We start from the raw sequence: 16,827 nt of genomic DNA, 5'->3' as shown, positions 1-16,827 counted from the left end.
TCACTCCGCGTGAGCTGCCGAGAACGCTCGCATCACCGCGGCCGGGATCCGTCCCTTGTCCGACACCGCGATCCCCTGAGCCCGAGCCCAGGCGCGGACGACCCCGGGGCTCTGCAGGTCCACTTCCGCAGGCACCACGGGCGGAGCCGTCGCAAACGTCGTTTCGAGATCGCTGGTCGCCTGAGCTGATTCCCATTCGTGCAGGCAGGCACCCAGCCAGCGGTAGGTCCACTCTTGTCCCAGTTGCCGCGTCTCGCAGAAGGTCACCGGCAGCGTCGGGAACCGAGCCTGCAATTCGGCCAGCGCCTCCGCGACCTTGGCGCCGCTGACGTGTTCGAGCTTGAACAGCCGGCTGTACCGGTCCTCGACTACCACGGCGGCCCGAGGCAGCGCAGCCAACTCCGCAGCGGCGTACGTCATCCGCCCGGACAGCAGGCTCGCCGCGAGATCCTCGAGCGTTTTGCGTTCCACCACTGCCACGATCTCGTCGCCGACCTCAACCGCGTAGTCGCCCGCGGACAGTCGTCGCCGAATCGTGGTCGCCTGCTGCTTCCCGAAGGTGTACGGATACTTTTCGGCGGTGTCGACGACGATGTCGAGCACGCGGCCGTGGGCCCGCGCCGTCGGCACCGTGACGGCAGGCCTCGCCTGCTTGGCGGTGCGCGGCGACTGCCAGAAGATCATCTCCCGGCCCCGCGCTCGGGTCACCACCAGCTGGGAGCGGTTCTCCCGGGCACGAGTGAGCACCAGGTCGATCGCAGGGCCTCGCCGGGTGCACGAACGGACCTCGAGCCGCTCGAGGATCTCGGCGTCAGCCGGCCACCCCTCGGCCCGGTGGCAGTACACCTTGGATTCGCGGGGCCAGGGCTGCCTTGCCTTCACAACAATGCCGCCCGGTCCCAGCGGAACCCGCACCAGATAGGGAAGCGTCGAATCCGCTTCCGGATTCCGCGCGATCAGCAGGTCGTCGGGCATAGCGCCAGAGTAAGGGACCGTGCGTGGAACACACCACGAAAATCGACGGACAGTAGATCCCGCAGAAACATCTCGAGTTCTATGGGCAGGTCGCGGAATCAGTCGACGCTCTTGATCGTCTTCATGGTGATCAGCGACGTCACCCGCGACACTGCCGGGAGTCCGCTGAGCTTCGTGGCCATGAAGTTCTCGTACGTCGCGAGGTCGCGGACCGCGACCCGGATGAAGTAGTCGGGGATCCCGAACAGCCTGCGGCATTCGATCACTTCGTCGAAGGCAGCGACCCGCGACTCGAACTGCTCGATCGTCGCCTGGTCGTTGACCCCGATCTCCGCGGTGACGATCACCTGGAAGCCCCGATCGAGTGCCTCCTGGCTGACGATGGCGCGGTAACCGGTGATGATGCCGTCCGCCTCGAGCTTCTTGACCCGGCGCAGGCACGGGGACGGCGTCAGACCCACCAGATCCGCCAATTCGGTGTTGGTCAGACTGGCGTCCGCGCGCAGGTGGTCCAAAATTGCCTCATCGATGGCATCCATCGCACTATTATTGCGCATGATGCCACTTTCGGGCATTTGCTCGCAATCGTGCACCGCGATAATTGCTATAGATTTGCGTGGTGATCGATCCAGCAACCCTCCCGACGGCCGCCGCCGACTCCGACCGCCGGCACACCCCGGAATGGCGACGCGCCCTGCAGGCGTCGCTCCCCGTCGGAATCGGGCTCGTCCCGCTGGGGATCGCCCTCGGTGTTCTCGTCGTTCAACAGGGTTTCAACCCCTGGTGGGCATTGGTGTTCACCTCGCTGATCTATGCCGGATCACTCGAATTCATCGCGGTCGGCATGGTGGCCTCGATGACGCCACTCCCGTACATCGCGCTGACGGCGCTGCTGGTGAACTTCCGACACGTGTTCTACGCGTTGAGCTTTCCCCTCGACGCCGTCAAGGGTCGAGCGGCCCGCCTCTACAGCATGTTCGCCCTGACCGACGAGGCGTACGCCATGACGGTCACCGGCGATCGTAAGTCGTTGTCCGGCCGGGTCATCGTGTATTCGCAGTTGTATCTCCACGCGTACTGGATCGGCGGGGCGATGCTGGGAGCGACTGCGGCGCAATGGATCCCGGAGAACATCGTCGGGCTGGACTTCGCGCTGACCGCCTTGTTCGTCGTGCTGTCCATCGAGGCCATTCGGGCCCAACGCGGCTACGCGGTCCCCGCGATGGCGGTGCTGTGCGCGCTGACTGCGCGACTCGTCGACCCCGCACACATGCTGCCGATCGCGATGGGATCCTTCGTGGCCCTGCTCGTCGCCCGGTACCTCCTGACCCGCAGCAAGGTGACCACCCGTGCCTGACGCCGGCTACATCCTCACGGCCATCGCGATCATGGCCGTCGTCACGTTCGCCCTGCGCGCCGTCCCCTTCGCGATCGTCATGCCGTTGCGCTCGTCCGCTGTCGTCGGCTACCTGGGCGTCTACCTGCCCGCGGGAATCATGCTGATCCTGGTGGCGTACTCGCTGAAGAACGTCTCCGTCACCGCGCCGTCACACGGGATACCCGAACTGATCGCGGTGGGGGCGACGGCGGCCGTGCACCTGTGGCGCAAGAACGCGGTGCTCTCGATCGTCGTCGGGACGGCCCTGTACGTCGTCCTGATGAACTGGGTATTCGTCTGAGCCCGGCGCGCCTCACGTTTACGACGCAACCGCGCGGGTAGGCAGGAACCACACGACAGTCGGCCACTTCTCGGGAAGGACGCACTGATGAGTGAACAAGAAGCAGGTTCGGTGACGGGCATTCGGGACAAGGACTACAACCTGATCTGGTTCGTCGAAGCGTCACTGAGCAACGCTCTGCGTCTCGAGGGCTACATCTCGGACGCCGACATGGACGGCGACGCCGAACTGGCCGACTTCTTCCGCCGTGCCCAAGCCGTGAGCCGGAAGGGTGGCGACCTGGGCAAAGCGATGCTCGCCGCCCGCCTGAAGAAGGAACAGTAGGCAGCTTCGCTGCCCGTGAGTGGTTGACGAGCATGGGGACTCGTCAACCACTCACGAGGCGCGCAGCGCCCTATGCAGGCACAAAGAAGCCGCCGGCACCTTACGGTGCCGACGGCTTCGGCGACGGTGCCGTCATATCGCCTCTCGGCAAGTGGTCGCTCGCAGCGACGTCATTAATGTGGTACCCGGGGTATGTCCGACACCGTCAGCTCTATTCAACACCATTCCGGCTCCGATATTCCTGCCAACGAGTCATCCGTTGTGACCGACAGCTGTCGAATGCGCGATCGCGAGCAGCGCAGGCACGTCCTGGCCGGGCCAGATGCCCCCGAGCGCGAGCGCTTGATCGTCGGGGACGCGGTCGGAATCGAGCACTCGGACCAACTCCACGTCGATGTCGCCGGACGTGATGACGGTGTTCGCTCCCGCGCTCGCACACGTCACGGCGTCGACGACGGGTACCGCCGAGCGGGGCGAGCCGCTGCCCGACACCCGGGTGGTCACCTCGGGTCGCTCACCGGGCGAGGCGAACTCGAGTTTCGCCTCGGTGCCTCCCGCCACGATGGCCGTCACCAGGGCCCGCACGTAGACGGGGTCGGCGCAGGCGTCGTACACCCACCGCTCACCCAGCACGGAATGGTGCATCGTGGTGATCAACGCCGACTCCGCGCCTGCCAACGGTGCACCGCGATACGTCACCGGCACCTGCACTACCTGCCCGTCCGCCGTCCGGACCAGGTGGGTTTCGATGCCGACCTCCCCGTCGGGATCGTCGAACCGGTACGCACCCGCCACCTCGAGTGACGACGCGTCGGCCGAACCGATCCACGGCTGGCGCGGAATCCAGTCGCGGAGCATCGCGGCTTTGGTCGGGGTCAGCTGAGCCTGGTAGATGAGGGCCACACCGCCGACGCTACCTCGTCAGCCCGGGCTGTCCGGCTCTGCCAGTGTGGCGGTGAGACCCGAGAGAAGGATGTCGAGGCCGCGTTCCAATTCGGCGGCGCCGTCGTAGGACGCCAGCACCGGCGCCAGGCCACGCAGGCGGGGAAACTCGCCGATCGGCAGGCGGTGCAGCCCGAGGCGCAGGAGGTCGTCGGATTCGTCCGGGCTCTCGACCAGTTCCTGCAGCTCGTTGAGGACGTGACCGTAGAGGAAGCCGAACAGCGCCCGGTAGACGTGCAGCGCGTCGGCGTCGGTGAAGCCGGCCGCGGTGAGGAGCGTCAGGATGTTCTCGAGTGGGCGCAGGGTGCCGAGCGGTCGAAGCCCGAGCGGTGTCGACAGCGGCCGGGTGACCAGCAGCGGCACCACCTGGGGATGAGCGAGCGCCAACCGGCGGAAGCCCCGCGCGACCTCCCGTAGCTGGGCGGTCCACTCACCAGCGCCGGTATCGACCTCGAGTTGTCCGAGGACGCTCTCGGCGACCCCGTCGAGTAGCGCGGCCTTGTTCGGGGCATGACGGTAGAGGGTCATCGGGTCGCGGCCCAGCGCCTTGCCGAGTCGGCGCATGGACAGGCCGTCGATTCCGTCGCGGTCGATGAGGTCGAGCGCGCACGCGAGGATCCGCTCGCGGGTGATCGGGACTCCGTCGGAGTGGATCGAACGGTGAGCGGGCGCCTTGGCCATCACGACTGCTGCGCGCCTTCCATTCGTCCACTGTAGGCCTATACCGTAGATCTACACTGTTGACAGCTGCTGGCCTGCGGCGTTCACTGGTGAGTGCAACCCCGCCGAGAGACGAGAAGCATCGCCATGAGCATCGGGAAGAAGATCCGGCACAAGACCGAAACCGCCGAGGGCGTCGCCAAGAAGAACGTCGGTAAGGCGCTCGGAAACGAACGCATGGAGGCCGAGGGACGCGCGCAGGAGGCGAAGGGCAACGCCAAGCAGGCCGGCGACAAGATCAAACAGGCAGGACGCAAGATCAAGAACACGTTCAAACACTGACCCCGCTCACGCACAATTCCCGAGGTTCGACACCCCGCCCGTGACGTGGACGGGTTCGGAATCCGGAGCACACCCATGGCGATATCGGACATCAAGGAATACACCCACCTCACCGCGGAGGACGTCGAGGCGCTGCGCACCGACCTCGACGCCATCCGGCGTGACGTCACCGATTCACTCGGGGAGCGGGACGCCACCTACATCCGGCGCACGATCGCCTTCCAGCGTGCGCTGGACGCTGCCGCGCGGCTGATGATCTTCGGAAGCCGGGCGAAGGCCGGATGGGTCGCCGGAACGACGGCTCTCGCCGTGGCCAAGAGCATCGAGAACATGGAGATCGGGCACAACGTGTCGCACGGGCAGTGGGATTGGATGAACGACCCGGAAATCCACTCCAGCACCTGGGAATGGGACATGGCAGGCCTGTCGTCGCAGTGGCAGTACTCCCACAACTATCGCCACCACGTGTTCAGCAACGTCGTGGGGATGGACGACGACCTCGGATTCGGCGTCATCCGCATCACCCGCGACCAGCCGTGGAAGCCGGACAATCTGTTGCAGCCACTCCGGAACCTGTTGCTGGCGGCCACGTTCGAGTGGGGTATCGCCCTGCACGGCCTGTATGCCGAACAGTCCCGAGCCGGCACCGCCGCCGAGAAATCCGCCGACACGCGAGCCCTGATCGGCAAGATCGCCCGGCAGTCGGGCAAGGACTACCTGATCTTTCCCGCGCTGAGCGGGCGGCGGTGGCGGCGGACGCTGAAGGCGAACCTCGCCGCCAACCTGCTGCGGAACCTGTGGGCGTATGTCGTGATCTTCTGCGGACACTTCCCGGACGGCGCCGAGAAGTTCACGCCGGCGGAACTGGAGAACGAGACCCGGGCGGAGTGGTATCTCCGCCAGATGCTCGGCACCGCGAACTTCCGGGCCGGCACCGTACTGGCGTTCATGAGCGGCAACCTCTGCTACCAGATCGAGCATCACCTGTTCCCCGACCTCCCCAGCAACCGCTACGCGGAGATCGCGACGAAGGTGCGCGCCCTCTGCGAGAAGTACGATCTGCCCTACACCACCGGTTCGCTTGCGCGGCAGTACTTCCTCACACTTCGCACCATCCACAAGCTGGCGCTGCCCGACCGCTTTCTGTCCGCCACCTCCGACGACGCACCCGAGACGGCGTCCGAACGGAAGTTCCGCGCTCTGTCCACGATGCCCGCGGGCGCCGGACTGCGCACGGCCCTGCGGGCTGCGGTCGAGACCGCAGAACCGGACCGGTTTCGGGAATCACCCCGGGGGTAATTGCTCTGTATGGGTGCACGAGAGAGGGCGAGCGGCCGGACCACACCGGCCGAGCCTGCCCGCCGGCGCACGGCCGGCAAAAGTACGAAGGTTGTTCGTGAGGAACGGACGACAACCGCCGAGCCCCGCCGGGCGGCTCGGTCGTCCACGACGGCGAAGAGGCCCGCGACGACCCGCACACGCACCCGAGACGGCGGATCCCGTGCGTCCGGGCGCCCGCGTCCCGCCGCACCGCAGCGCCCACGCCGAGCAGCACCGGCTGTCGACGAGAACGAACGAGACTGCCCGGCCGACGCGGCGCGCACCCCGCTGCCGCCGCTGACCGACATCCTCGTCAACTGGCTGAAGGCAGAGGTTCAGCGGCTCCTGGACGCGGCGCGAAGTCGCGGCGACGCGGTGACGGCGACGATTCAACAGAAGATCCAGGAATGGACGGACACGCTCGCGGAGGCCGTCGCGGACGGCGGACCCGGCGCGATCGCGGGGCTCGAAGGACTCCGGGCCGCACTGGCGGGCAAGAATCCTGTGTGGGCCGCGATCAAAGGGCTCGTGTCCGGACTCAGCGGCAAGGCCAAGGTCGCCCTCATTCTCCTCCTCGTCGTCGGCCTCCTGCTCGGCCCGGTGCTCCTCCTCGTCCTGCTGCTGGCCCTTCTCGTCGCGGCGCTGATCGCCGCAGTGCGGGCCGCCGCGGGCTGAGCCACCACGGACGAGAATCGGTGAGCGGCACCTGTTCCAGGCGTGGATCGGGGCGGTCCGCCGGTAACCTGTCGGCACCCGAATTCGAGGAAGAGCGGCCGCCACGTAGTCGCCCGAACCGAGGGTCGCGCCGGTGGTTGAGCGTCGCGCGGCTGGGGTAGTCGGCAAGGGCGCACCTCACCGCGCACGGTATTGCGGAACATCACCGAGAACGGTCCTGCGACACATTGCCGAAGTTGGCGAGAAGTGCGCCTGGGACTACTCGGTGAAGGGGTTCGACGATGAAAACCAAAGGTCAGGTGGCATTGGCCGTCGGCGCCGGCTACATGCTGGGCCGAACACACAGAATGAAGATGGCGCTGATGCTCGCGGCCGCGGGTGCGACGGGACGATTCCCCGGCGGACCGCGAGACCTCTTGGAACGCGGTACGAAAATGCTCGCGAGCTCCCCCGAGATCGCCAAGATCGGCGACTCCGTTCGGGGTGAGTTGGTCAACGCGGCGAGGGCGGCCGCGATCACTGCAGCCAGCCAGCGCATCGATTCTCTGAGCAATCGGCTGTTGTCGGGCGGCGAAGAGGTCACGGGCACCGTCAGCGGTGTCACGGACACTGTCGGGGGTGTCACGGACACCGTGAGCGACGTCGCCGATGTGGGTCGACTCGGACGCAAGAAACGCTCTCGTGCACGGGACGACGAGGACGACGAGACCGCTGCCGACGAACCCGAGGACGAGTACGCGGACGAGGACGACGAGTACGAGGAGCCCGCCGAAGACGAGGACGAGGCCGAAGAGGAGCCTGCACCACGCAAGCGCCCCGCGGCGCGGCGTCGCGCGTCGAGCAACGGCAGCAGCCGGCCCTCGAGCAGGTCGCGGACCAAGAAATCCGACGACGACGAAGAAGAGGCACCGGCACGCGGACGCAGGACGCGGGCCAAGGCCACCACTGATTCGTCACCCGTCCGACGCGGCGAGGGGTGAGGGCGATGGCGAACGCGGCGAAGAAGCTACAGGAATCCGCACCGGGAAACGGGGGCATGTCGAGCGTGCTCCAGGAATCGCTGCAACGGCTGGTCGGCACGGTCGCCGAGAAGGCCCTGACGTCCGTCTCGGACAAGGTGGCGAACACTTCGGGAAGGCTCAACGACTACGCCGAGGGCGGCGGCGGAAGCCTGCTGTCCGCAGTCACCGGCAAAGAGCAAGGCAAAGACCAAGAGGGCGATGGCAAGTCGCCGTTCTCCGCGCTCGGCTCGGGCCTGACCGGGCTGAAGGACAGTGTGAAGGACACGGCCTCCGACCTGAAGGACACGATCACCGGCGGCGGTGGCGGCGGGGGTGGCGGTAAGGGTGGCAAGAAACTCAAGCTCACCAACATCGTCGAATCGATCGATGTCGGTGTCCCGGTGCAACTGGCCTACAACCAGTGGACACAGTTCGAGGACTTTCCGTCCTTCATGAAGAAGGTCGAACGGGTCGCACAAGAATCGGACGAGAAACTCGAATGGAAGGCGAAGATCTTCCTCTCGCACCGAACCTGGGAAGCGTCGATCCTCGAGCAGGTGCCCGACGAGCGGATCGTGTGGCGGTCGAAGGGCGCCAAAGGTTACATCGACGGTGCGGTGACGTTCCACGAGGTGACCCCCGATCTCACCCGCATCCTCCTGGTCCTCGAGTATCACCCGAAGGGCTTGTTCGAGAAGACGGGAAACCTGTGGCGCGCACAGGGACGACGAGCGCGCCTGGAACTGAAGCACTTCGGACGTCACGTCATGACGCAGTCGATCCTTCATCCTGAAGATATCGAGGGTTGGCGCGGAGAGATCCGGGACGGCGAGGTAGTCGAGCCCGAGCAGGACGAGGTGGAACCGGAAGAAGACGAGCAGGACGAAGTCGAACCGGACGAGGGCGAAGAAGACGAGGTCGAGGAGGACGAGGGCGGAGAGCCGGAGGAAACAGCCGAGGACGAGGACGAAGAGGAAGAGACGGCGTCCGAGGAACCCGACGAGGAGCCGGAGGACGAGGAGGCTGAGGAGGCTGAGGAAGCACCGAAACGCCGACGCCGCCCCCGTAAGACCGCGGCCTCCAGTTCCGAGCAGGCACCCCCGAAACGTCGGGGCCGCCCGCGCAAGACCGCAGCCAAGTCGGCCGGCTCCCGGCAGGGAGCAAACCGATGACCGCAGTGCAACCCGCAGGTGGTGGCGGCGGCGGAGTCAGCGGCGGACCGAGCTCGAGTAGCCTCGCCGACGTCATCGACACCATCCTCGACAAGGGCCTCGTAATCGATGCGTACGTGCGCGTCTCGCTGGTCGGCATCGAATTGCTGACCATCGACGCGCGCGTCGTGGTCGCCAGCGTCGACACGTACCTGCGGTTCGCGGAGGCGGTGAACCGGCTCGAGATCGGCAGTGGCGAGCCCAAGGGCCTCACGGACCTGGTGGGGGACGTCACCGAGGGCGGCGCCAAATCGAAAACCAAGGGCGCACTGGAGTCCGCCGGTGAGAAACTCGGCGACATCCTCGGCGGCGGACAGGAAGAACCTGAGCGAGAGCGTGTTTCACGTAAATCCAGTCGAGGTGACAAGTGATGGCGAGTTCCAAGGAGACCACCGACGAACCGCAAGTCAGCGGTGTCTACGTGTACGGCATCGTGCCGGCCGACGTGGAGACCGAAGAGGACGCGGTCGGTGTGTGCGACGGGTCGGTCAGCACGGTCAAGCACGGCGACATCGCGGCACTCGTCAGCGAAATTTCGGTGGACAGGCCGCTCGGCAAACCCGAGGACCTCCAGGCCCACGCGCACCTGCTGGACGGCACGTCGCGTGTCGCACCTGTCCTCCCGCTCCGATTCGGGGCAGTCATGACCGATGAGGACGCCGTCGAGGAGGAACTGCTCGCGGCGCACGCCGACGAGTTCGCTGCGGCGTTGGAGGAACTGGAGGGTCGGGCGCAGTACGTCGTGAAGGGGCGATACGTCGAGAAGGCGATCCTGCGTGAGGTGATCGACGAGAACGAACAGGCAGGCAAACTGCGAGACACCATCCGAGATCAGCCCGAGGACGCCACCCGCGACGCACGGATGGCGCTCGGCGAGATCGTGAGCAACGCCATCGTGGCCAAGCGGGACGAAGACACCGCGAAGGTCGTCGAGGCGCTCACGTCGCTGACCGATTCGGTCAACGTGCGGGAACCGACTCACGAGGAGGAGGCCGCGCAGGTCGCCGTCCTCGTCGAGGTCGCTCGGCAGGACGAACTCGAGAAGGCGGTGGGAGCACTGGCCGAGGAGTGGGACGGCCGGGTCGACATGCGTCTGCTCGGACCGCTCGCCGCCTACGACTTCGTGGTGACTGCGAAGCCGGAGGGCTGACCGATGGGTCTGCTGTCGTTCATCGCCACGCTGCCGCTCCAACCGGTGAAGGGTGTGATCTCGTTGGCCGAGTTGATTCAGCGGCAGGTCGACGAGGAACTGCACAACCCCGCGAGTGCACGCCGAGCCCTCGAGGAGTTGGAGGACGCCCGCGCGGCGGGTGAGATCTCCGCCGAGGAGGAAGAGCAGGCGCAGCAGGCCATCCTCGACCGAATGACCGGAACGGGACCGCCCACCACTCCGGAGAAGGAGTGATCGGCCATGGCGGAAGAGCAGCCGCCTCCGTTGCCGGCACCCGAAATCGCGCAGGTCGCACTGCGTGACATCACGCAACTGACCGGCAAGAAGCCGCTCGGTGCGACTTCGGTCATGCCCACCGACGACGGGTGGACGGTGGAAGTGGAGGTCGTCGAGGACCGGCGGATCCCGTCGTCGACGGACATGCTCGCGTTGTACGAGGTGGTGCTGGATCTGGACGGACAACTGTTGTCCTACCGCCGAACCCGGCGTTACGTCCGCGGTGTCGGTGACAGCGGGAGCGGGCAGTCATGACCGTCGCCGGCGGCGGGACGAGCAACCTGCCTCAGAGCTCCGGTGGCGGATTCGGCGGTGGGCACCAGTCCACGAACCTCGGGGACATTCTCGAACGAGTACTCGACAAGGGACTGGTGATCGCCGGGGATATCCAGGTCAATCTTCTCGACATCGAACTGCTGACGATCAAGGTCCGGTTGGTCATCGCCTCCCTCGAGACCGCGAAGGAGGTGGGCATCAATTGGTGGGAGAACGACCCCTGGCTGACCGGGAAGAGCAGCGACCTCGAGCTCGAGAATCGGAAGCTGAAGGAACGCATTGCCGCGCTCGAGTCCGACCGGTCGGTGCGCCCCGCCGTCGAGGCCGGCGAAACGGTGCAGGTGGAGGGACGACGTCGAGGGGAGGACGATGACCGAGAGTGACGGTGTGTGGCTGTACGGCATCACGTCGGCGAGCGTCGGCGATGCGCAACTGTCCGGGGTCACCGGTGTGGCCGGCGAGCCGGTGCGGGTGGTGGCGTCAACGGCCCTCGCCGCGGTCGTCGGATCGGTGAGCCTGAGCGAGTACGGGGAAGGTCCGTTGCAGCGGAACCTCGAGGATCTCGACTGGCTGGCCGCGACCGCGCGAGCCCACGACACGGTGGTGGCCGCGGTCCTGCGCTGTGGGCCCACCATTCCGCTGCGTCTCGCCACCCTGTACCTCGACGACGATCGGGTTCGCCGCCTCCTCGACGAGCGTCACGAGGAGTTCGATGCCGCACTGCGCCAGGTCACCGGGCGGACCGAATGGGGAGTCAAGGCCTACGGTGACCCGAAAACACTGGCGCAGCCATCCGCCGAGGAACCGGGCGCGAAGGGCGGCGGCGGCAAGGGGACCGCGTATCTGCTGCGCCGCCGCGCCGAGTTGACGGCCCAGCAGGACGTAGAACGCAAGGCGGCTGACCATGCGCGCGAGATACATTCCGCCCTGCTGTCCCACGCCGTCGACGGCCGACGCCAGCAGGTGACCGATCCGGCCATCACCGGCAGACGAGCGTGGATGATCTTCAACGGCACCTACCTGGTGGCCGACGAACTCGTCGACGAATTCGCCTCGGCCGTCACGGCACTCGACGCCGACCACGACGGAGTGACGCTCGAACTGACCGGGCCGTGGCCCCCGTACTCGTTCGCGGGGATCGACCAGGCGAACCCATGAGTGAGATCGTCCCGGCCGAGGACAACCGCCGCATCGCCCTCGTCGACCTGCTCGACCGAGTGCTCGGTGGCGGAGTCGTCATCACGGGCGAGATCACCCTCTCCCTCGCCGACGTGGACATGGTGCGAATCTCGCTGCGCACCCTGATCGCCTCGGTGAGCGCACTGGTGCCGGGGCCGGAGGCCGAGGAACCAGTCGATGAGTGATTCCGTGGACCAACCCGAACCGCATACGCTGGACGGGGAGGGGCGGCGCATTCTGCCGCAACGCATCGACGCCGACCCCGAATCGGTCGAGAAAGGCCTGGTGACCCTCGTCCTCACCCTCGTCGAACTGCTGCGCCAGTTGATGGAGAGGCAGGCGCTGCGCCGAGTCGAGCACGGCGATCTCAGCGACGAGCAGATCGAGCGGATCGGTACGACACTGATGCTTCTCGAGGAACGCATGACCGAACTGCGTGACCACTTCGGGCTGACACCCGAGGACCTCAACATCGACCTCGGACCGCTGGGGCCGCTGCTGTCCGACGAGTAGCAAAGGGGTGGGGTCTGCGCACCCTAGGGTGGCTGTCGACGCTGCTGCTGGGAAGGCAGTGTTGGTGTGACCAAGGAAACACCCGACCACACCACCAAGGACACAGCATGTTTCGCCACACCGCCATCCGCGCCGGCCTGATGATCGCCGCAGTCGCAATCTCCGTCACCGGCGCAGCCGGAGTCGCGACCGCCATGCCCACCGCCTCGGGTTCCGACGTCGCACACGTCTCTTCGTCGGACCGCGACGCCCGCGACCGCGACCGTGCCGAACGTTTCGACGACAACACGGACAAGGCGTTCTGCGAGGGCAAGGCCGTCATCGCCAATCCTGGCTGCTCCTCCCTGCCGTACTGAGACGTGTCGGGCGGCGTATCGTCTGCTGCAAGGTAACCCCGCGCCCGGTGGCGTCGTCCATCGGTCCGTCTCTTGCGCGGGGCTTCGAGATGATCGTCCTACGGGAACACCACCCGCCTGAGCACGTCCCGTTGCAGTGGATCGTGGCCTTTGTCGACGACGAACCAGTCCCCGAGCTCTGGCACCCTGGCGACAACGTCACCGCATGCCTCGCCTGGCTCGACGAGTGGCAACTACCCGCCGAGGTTCGATCCCTGGCCGAGGACGTCGAGGTGCGACCGAACGAAGTTCTCCGCGGCGGTTTCTACGTCGACAGGTACCCGAGTTGCGCACCTCGACCCGTGCAGCCCACCAGCGGCGTGGTCATGTCGATCGAGTTCGTCGCGAACATCGAACTCCACACCGGCCGCGGCTGGAAGATGCTGCCCGGCAACGTGCAGCTGCGTCACGTGCCCGACACCGGCACGTGGCGCATGCCGAATCGGCAATTCTCGGTGCCTGGAACCGCCGGTGATCTCCGGTTCATCGAACAGAGCGAGTTCGTGACGCGGTACGGCGTCACCGCACCGGCGTTCCGTCGGGATTCCCGATACTTCCGTGTCGTCCTATGTCTGACCTCGCAAGAATGAATCAGACAGTGCCGCTTCATTTCTCCTCGGTGGAGGGTCGAGCGACGTCGCCTGTGCCCTCCCGCCATCTCCGTTCGATCTGCCGCATCATCGCCGGGTAGACGATCAGGTGCCGGAACGGGGCGATCGCATACATATAGCAGGTACCGAGCAGCCCGTTCGGCTTCGCGTAGACCGCCATCTCGCCGCGGTAGCCGCCGGCACCGTCGGGTACCCAGCCGAGGTGCATGACGCCGTGAACGGTCCGATTGGCGATCTCCGAGGCCCACTCGTCGTCGAGCAGGAAGATGGAGGTGAACGGAGGCAGGTCCGGGCCGGATGGGGCGTCGCGCAGATCCGCCGGCAAGCGGTCGCGGAGCGTCGGCACTCGCGAGCCGACACCGGAGCCCGAGCCGTCCCATCGCAACACGCGCCCGATCGCCCACCGGATCGCGAAGAGGGCCCGGGTGGCGCGGGAAGTGACGTTCGACGAGTCGCCCGACGCGGCCCCCTGCAGTAGCCGGGGGAACTCCTGCACCAGCCGGGCGAAGTCGTGACGGCCGCCCGGAGTCGGCAGCGCCCACACGTCCTCGAGCGTGAAGTCGCGGGTGAGTTCGTGGATTCGCCAGGGCCGCGAGGTGTGCACGCTGTTCGCGATTCTCATGCCGATCCTCCATCCAGACGGCGCCGCTTCTCACGCTAGCACCGGGGGTCAACGCCGCCGCTGCTCCTCGAGGAGCACGGACCAGGAGACACCGGGATGCTCCCTGAGCAGCGCCCGGCGCTGCCGTTCCGTCATCCCGCCCCAGATACCGAACTCGACGCGATTGTCGAGCGCATACGCGCCGCATTCCGTCAGCACGGGACAATGCCGGCACAGGGCCGCGGCCTTGCGTTGCGCGGCGCCTTGCACGAAGAGCCGATCCGGGTCTCCTTCCCGGCACCGCGCCCGCGTGATCCAGTCGAGTTCCACGGGGTGGTCGAGATCGGGGCGCCTGTTCGGAGTGCACATGTGGAGTCATTCCCCTCTCGAAGACCGAACACAGCCGGGTCACTCGGAGGATCGGCCATCCGAGTGTTCTGTCCCGTGCAGGCTGCACTGCATGCCAGAAGCATCAAGCGATCGAAAGATCCATTTGTGTAACACTTTTCGCGGCGCATCGGCGGCAGCGACGAGGCGCGATCAACTACTACCGTGCAGACAGATTAACCGCACTCCGTGCCGATTGCGCGGCGAGCAACAGTCCTGACGTCGTGGGTGCAGACTGGGCCCATGGTGTCGACGCAGCGTGAGCGGGAAGACAAGTACGAGGTGGGTCTCGAATTCGTCCTGCCCGACCTCGAGGACGTGATCCCGCGGGGAGGACGGGTCGAGCAGGCCACCGTGAATCTGAGCAGCGTCTACTACGACACCGCCGATCGCGACCTGCTGCGCCAGCACCTCACGTTCCGCCGGCGGACGGGGGATGCCGACGTCGGATGGCACTTGAAGGTTCCCGCCGACAAGGACCGCACCGAGATCCGGATGCCTCCGGGCGAGAGTGACACGATTCCCGACGAGCTGGCGACACTGATTGTGGGTGTCGCACTGGGTAAATCCGTGCACCCGGTGGCCACTCTGACGACGGTGCGACGCATGCAGCGTGTCCTCGACTCGGATGACCGCCTCGTGGCGGAAGTGGCCGACGACCGGGTGCGCGGCACCGTCGCGGGGGATCGTGCCGTCGTGAGTGAGTGGCGTGAGGTGGAGGTCGAGGCCGGCGACGCCGGAAGCGAGAAACTGCTCGGGAAGATCGGGAAACGCCTCACCCTCCGCGGTGCGAAGCCGTCGCGGTATCCGTCGAAGCTCAGTCGCGTGCTGAGCACCGCTCAACTTGCGGTCGACGGCGGGGACACGAGCCGGGGCACGACCGAATCGGTGCTCGCCGGCTACCTGGACGCCCAGGCGCAGGCGATCGTGGCCGGCGACGTGTGGTTGCGCCGCGGTCTGGACCCGGTGCATCCCACCCTGGTGGGAATCCGGCGGTTCTGCAGCACCCTCCGGGTCTTCACGCGCCTGCTCGAGCCGACCGCCGCGACGGAGCTCGCTGCGGAGTTGTCTTGGTATGCAGGGCTACTCGGCGAAGTGCGGGACCGTCAGGTGCAACGCGCACGCTTCACGGACGCGCTCGCCGACCTGCCGTCCGAACTGGTGATGGGTCCGGTGGCCGCGCGCATCGAGAGCGACCTGATTGCGGAGCAACAGCACCACCTGCAGGACGTGATGGCCACCGTCGACGGTGACCGCTACCGCGCGTTGCTGGCCGCGTTGGCCCGGTGGCGTACGAATCCGCCGCTGACAGCCGCGGCAGCGGACGGTCCCCGGGTGATCGAGCGGGCCTTGCGGAAAGCCGAACGGAAGGCCCACTCCCGGGTAGCGACCGCGGCTGTCGGCACCGACGACACGGCGCTGCACCGGGCACTCGAGGCCGCCACACGTGCCCGCTACGCCGCCGAACTCGCCGCGCCGGTGCTCGGGAAGAAGACCGCGAAGAAGAAGGCAGCCCACTTCGAGAAGATGCAGAAGGTTCTCGGCGAGCACCGGGACAGCGTCGTCGCCGCGGAGACCCTCCGAACGCTCGGGGCCCGCGCCGGTACGACGTCCGGCGAGAACGGTTTCACCTTCGGCCTGCTGTACGGCCTGGAACTGGAGCGGGCGCGGCAGGCCCGCGAGGACGCCGCCCAACTCGCCGCGGACTAGAAGGAGAGCGCGGTCAGTTGGCAGGGGCGGGCGCGAGGTACCGCAGTGTCGGGGGCAGGCCGGTCCCGCAATCGACGAACCAGGCGCCGCCTTTCGCGGTCGCCCCCGACGGAGGGACACCGGGTATCCCGTGCGTCCGCGCGAACTCCGCCAGGGCGTTGAGGACCTCCCCGTGGGTGCAGAAGACGGCTCGATCGGCGTCCGGCGCGTGCAGCACCGCGAAGAGTTCATCCGGCGGTGCGTCCGGACCCAGCAGGGGGTGATCGGCGATGCTCAGTCCGCGCTCGTCGGCGAGCGGCAGAAGGCTCTGCCGACAGCGAGTGGTCGGACTCGAGAACAGCGCCGCGACCTCGATGCCGGTCAGCGCTTCGACGAAGCCCTGAGCCTGCCGATCCCCCAACGTGCTGAGCGGGCGGTCGGCGTCGGGGCCGTCCCAGTTCTTCTTCTCACCGGCGTGGGCATGCCGGAACAGGACGAACAATTCACACACCTCCTCCCGGTCACTTCACGCGACGGGTGCAGCGGATCGTCGTTGAAGGCTCCCACGCGACGACGCCGTTGACCACCCCCGGACCGATG

Annotated in this window: 26 protein-coding genes; 19 read left to right on the top strand and 7 right to left on the bottom strand. The window is 66.9% G+C overall.

Translation table 11 applies throughout. From position 1 onward, the window contains the following. Both RJ1_RS16800 and RJ1_RS16795 read right to left on the bottom strand, forming a co-directional pair. Entirely contained in the window at positions 1-975 is a 975-nt protein-coding gene (locus RJ1_RS16800; RefSeq protein ID WP_073361705.1) for an ERCC4 domain-containing protein, read from the bottom strand. A 98-nt stretch (positions 976-1,073) separates the two neighbouring features. Further along, positions 1,074-1,514, bottom strand: a complete 441-nt coding sequence (locus tag RJ1_RS16795; protein ID WP_073361703.1) for an Lrp/AsnC family transcriptional regulator — start codon at positions 1,512-1,514, stop codon at positions 1,074-1,076. Positions 1,515-1,591: 77 nt separating this feature from the next. Between RJ1_RS16795 and RJ1_RS16790 the strand changes: the two genes are divergently transcribed. The 3 genes from RJ1_RS16790 (at position 1,592) to RJ1_RS16780 (ending at position 2,978) form a co-directional block, all read left to right on the top strand. Further along, positions 1,592-2,332, top strand: a complete 741-nt coding sequence (locus RJ1_RS16790; protein ID WP_073361701.1) for an AzlC family ABC transporter permease — start codon at positions 1,592-1,594, stop codon at positions 2,330-2,332. Further along, positions 2,325-2,654: a branched-chain amino acid transporter permease gene (locus RJ1_RS16785; protein ID WP_073361698.1), complete on the top strand. Its 330-nt coding sequence runs from the start codon at positions 2,325-2,327 to the stop codon at positions 2,652-2,654. The genes RJ1_RS16790 and RJ1_RS16785 overlap by 8 nt, the downstream gene beginning before the upstream one ends. Positions 2,655-2,741: 87 nt before the next feature. Then, the gene (locus RJ1_RS16780) at positions 2,742-2,978 is read left to right on the top strand and encodes a hypothetical protein (RefSeq protein ID WP_073361696.1); all 237 of its coding nucleotides are present in this window, start codon (positions 2,742-2,744) and stop codon (positions 2,976-2,978) included. A gap of 252 nt (positions 2,979-3,230) precedes the next feature. On the opposite strand, the gene RJ1_RS16775 is transcribed toward RJ1_RS16780, so the two are convergent. Together RJ1_RS16775 and RJ1_RS16770 are read right to left on the bottom strand one after the other, a co-directional pair. Then, complete coding sequence (locus RJ1_RS16775; protein ID WP_073361694.1) at positions 3,231-3,881, bottom strand: CG0192-related protein; 651 nt, start codon at positions 3,879-3,881, stop codon at positions 3,231-3,233. 18 nt (positions 3,882-3,899) lie between these two features. After that, a complete protein-coding gene (locus tag RJ1_RS16770; protein ID WP_073361692.1) occupies positions 3,900-4,601 on the bottom strand; it encodes a TetR/AcrR family transcriptional regulator C-terminal domain-containing protein in 702 nt (233 codons plus the stop codon). Positions 4,602-4,727: 126 nt separating this feature from the next. On the opposite strand from RJ1_RS16770, the gene RJ1_RS16765 reads away from it, so the two are divergent. The 15 genes from RJ1_RS16765 (at position 4,728) to RJ1_RS16695 (ending at position 13,529) form a co-directional block, all read left to right on the top strand. Next, the gene (locus RJ1_RS16765; RefSeq protein WP_073361690.1) at positions 4,728-4,922 is read left to right on the top strand and encodes a CsbD family protein; all 195 of its coding nucleotides are present in this window, start codon (positions 4,728-4,730) and stop codon (positions 4,920-4,922) included. A 75-nt stretch (positions 4,923-4,997) separates the two neighbouring features. Further along, positions 4,998-6,221, top strand: a complete 1,224-nt coding sequence (locus RJ1_RS16760) for a fatty acid desaturase family protein (protein WP_073361786.1) — start codon at positions 4,998-5,000, stop codon at positions 6,219-6,221. A gap of 9 nt (positions 6,222-6,230) precedes the next feature. Beyond that, the gene (locus RJ1_RS47750) at positions 6,231-6,917 is read left to right on the top strand and encodes a hypothetical protein (RefSeq protein WP_240319845.1); all 687 of its coding nucleotides are present in this window, start codon (positions 6,231-6,233) and stop codon (positions 6,915-6,917) included. Between the two features lie 281 nt (positions 6,918-7,198). Further along, on the top strand, positions 7,199-7,897 hold the full coding sequence (locus RJ1_RS46760; RefSeq protein WP_073361688.1) for a hypothetical protein: 699 nt from the start codon (positions 7,199-7,201) through the stop codon (positions 7,895-7,897). 5 nt (positions 7,898-7,902) lie between these two features. Further along, positions 7,903-9,090, top strand: a complete 1,188-nt coding sequence (locus RJ1_RS16745) for an SRPBCC family protein (protein ID WP_073361686.1) — start codon at positions 7,903-7,905, stop codon at positions 9,088-9,090. Then, on the top strand, positions 9,087-9,500 hold the full coding sequence (gvpJ, locus tag RJ1_RS16740) for a gas vesicle protein GvpJ (RefSeq protein ID WP_073361684.1): 414 nt from the start codon (positions 9,087-9,089) through the stop codon (positions 9,498-9,500). The genes RJ1_RS16745 and gvpJ overlap by 4 nt, the downstream gene beginning before the upstream one ends. After that, entirely contained in the window at positions 9,500-10,279 is a 780-nt protein-coding gene (locus RJ1_RS16735) for a GvpL/GvpF family gas vesicle protein (RefSeq protein WP_073361682.1), read from the top strand. Before gvpJ ends, RJ1_RS16735 begins: the two co-directional genes overlap by 1 nt. A 3-nt stretch (positions 10,280-10,282) precedes the next feature. Then, on the top strand, positions 10,283-10,534 hold the full coding sequence (locus RJ1_RS16730; protein ID WP_073361680.1) for a gas vesicle protein GvpG: 252 nt from the start codon (positions 10,283-10,285) through the stop codon (positions 10,532-10,534). Between the two features lie 6 nt (positions 10,535-10,540). Beyond that, positions 10,541-10,831, top strand: coding sequence for a gas vesicle protein GvpO (locus RJ1_RS16725; RefSeq protein ID WP_073361678.1), 291 nt, complete (start codon positions 10,541-10,543; stop codon positions 10,829-10,831). Next, entirely contained in the window at positions 10,828-11,235 is a 408-nt protein-coding gene (locus tag RJ1_RS16720) for a gas vesicle protein (protein ID WP_073361676.1), read from the top strand. Before RJ1_RS16725 ends, RJ1_RS16720 begins: the two co-directional genes overlap by 4 nt. Next, positions 11,222-12,010, top strand: coding sequence for a GvpL/GvpF family gas vesicle protein (locus RJ1_RS16715; RefSeq protein ID WP_073361674.1), 789 nt, complete (start codon positions 11,222-11,224; stop codon positions 12,008-12,010). Before RJ1_RS16720 ends, RJ1_RS16715 begins: the two co-directional genes overlap by 14 nt. Next, entirely contained in the window at positions 12,007-12,216 is a 210-nt protein-coding gene (locus RJ1_RS16710) for a gas vesicle protein (RefSeq protein WP_073361672.1), read from the top strand. Before RJ1_RS16715 ends, RJ1_RS16710 begins: the two co-directional genes overlap by 4 nt. Further along, on the top strand, positions 12,209-12,544 hold the full coding sequence (locus tag RJ1_RS16705) for a gas vesicle protein K (protein ID WP_073361670.1): 336 nt from the start codon (positions 12,209-12,211) through the stop codon (positions 12,542-12,544). The genes RJ1_RS16710 and RJ1_RS16705 overlap by 8 nt, the downstream gene beginning before the upstream one ends. Positions 12,545-12,651: 107 nt before the next feature. Continuing rightward, a complete protein-coding gene (locus tag RJ1_RS16700) occupies positions 12,652-12,900 on the top strand; it encodes a hypothetical protein (RefSeq protein WP_073361668.1) in 249 nt (82 codons plus the stop codon). A 47-nt stretch (positions 12,901-12,947) separates the two neighbouring features. Next, a complete protein-coding gene (locus RJ1_RS16695; protein WP_240319846.1) occupies positions 12,948-13,529 on the top strand; it encodes a hypothetical protein in 582 nt (193 codons plus the stop codon). Between the two features lie 16 nt (positions 13,530-13,545). On the opposite strand, the gene RJ1_RS16690 is transcribed toward RJ1_RS16695, so the two are convergent. Further along, entirely contained in the window at positions 13,546-14,172 is a 627-nt protein-coding gene (locus tag RJ1_RS16690) for a DUF2867 domain-containing protein (protein ID WP_174694995.1), read from the bottom strand. 48 nt (positions 14,173-14,220) lie between these two features. Then, a complete protein-coding gene (locus tag RJ1_RS16685; protein WP_073361666.1) occupies positions 14,221-14,520 on the bottom strand; it encodes a WhiB family transcriptional regulator in 300 nt (99 codons plus the stop codon). 261 nt (positions 14,521-14,781) lie between these two features. Here RJ1_RS16685 and RJ1_RS16680 point away from each other — a divergent pair, with 261 nt between their 5' ends. After that, on the top strand, positions 14,782-16,248 hold the full coding sequence (locus RJ1_RS16680) for a CYTH and CHAD domain-containing protein (protein WP_073361665.1): 1,467 nt from the start codon (positions 14,782-14,784) through the stop codon (positions 16,246-16,248). Between the two features lie 13 nt (positions 16,249-16,261). On the opposite strand, the gene RJ1_RS16675 is transcribed toward RJ1_RS16680, so the two are convergent. Then, positions 16,262-16,729: a SixA phosphatase family protein gene (locus RJ1_RS16675; RefSeq protein WP_073361663.1), complete on the bottom strand. Its 468-nt coding sequence runs from the start codon at positions 16,727-16,729 to the stop codon at positions 16,262-16,264. Positions 16,730-16,827 lie beyond the last annotated feature (98 nt).

The organism is Rhodococcus jostii NBRC 16295, from assembly GCF_001894825.1.
Classification (GTDB): Bacteria; Actinomycetota; Actinomycetes; order Mycobacteriales; family Mycobacteriaceae; genus Rhodococcus_F; species Rhodococcus_F jostii.
The sequence above is the reverse complement of the archived record's forward strand: the minus strand, read 5'-3'. Positions and strand labels throughout refer to the sequence as shown.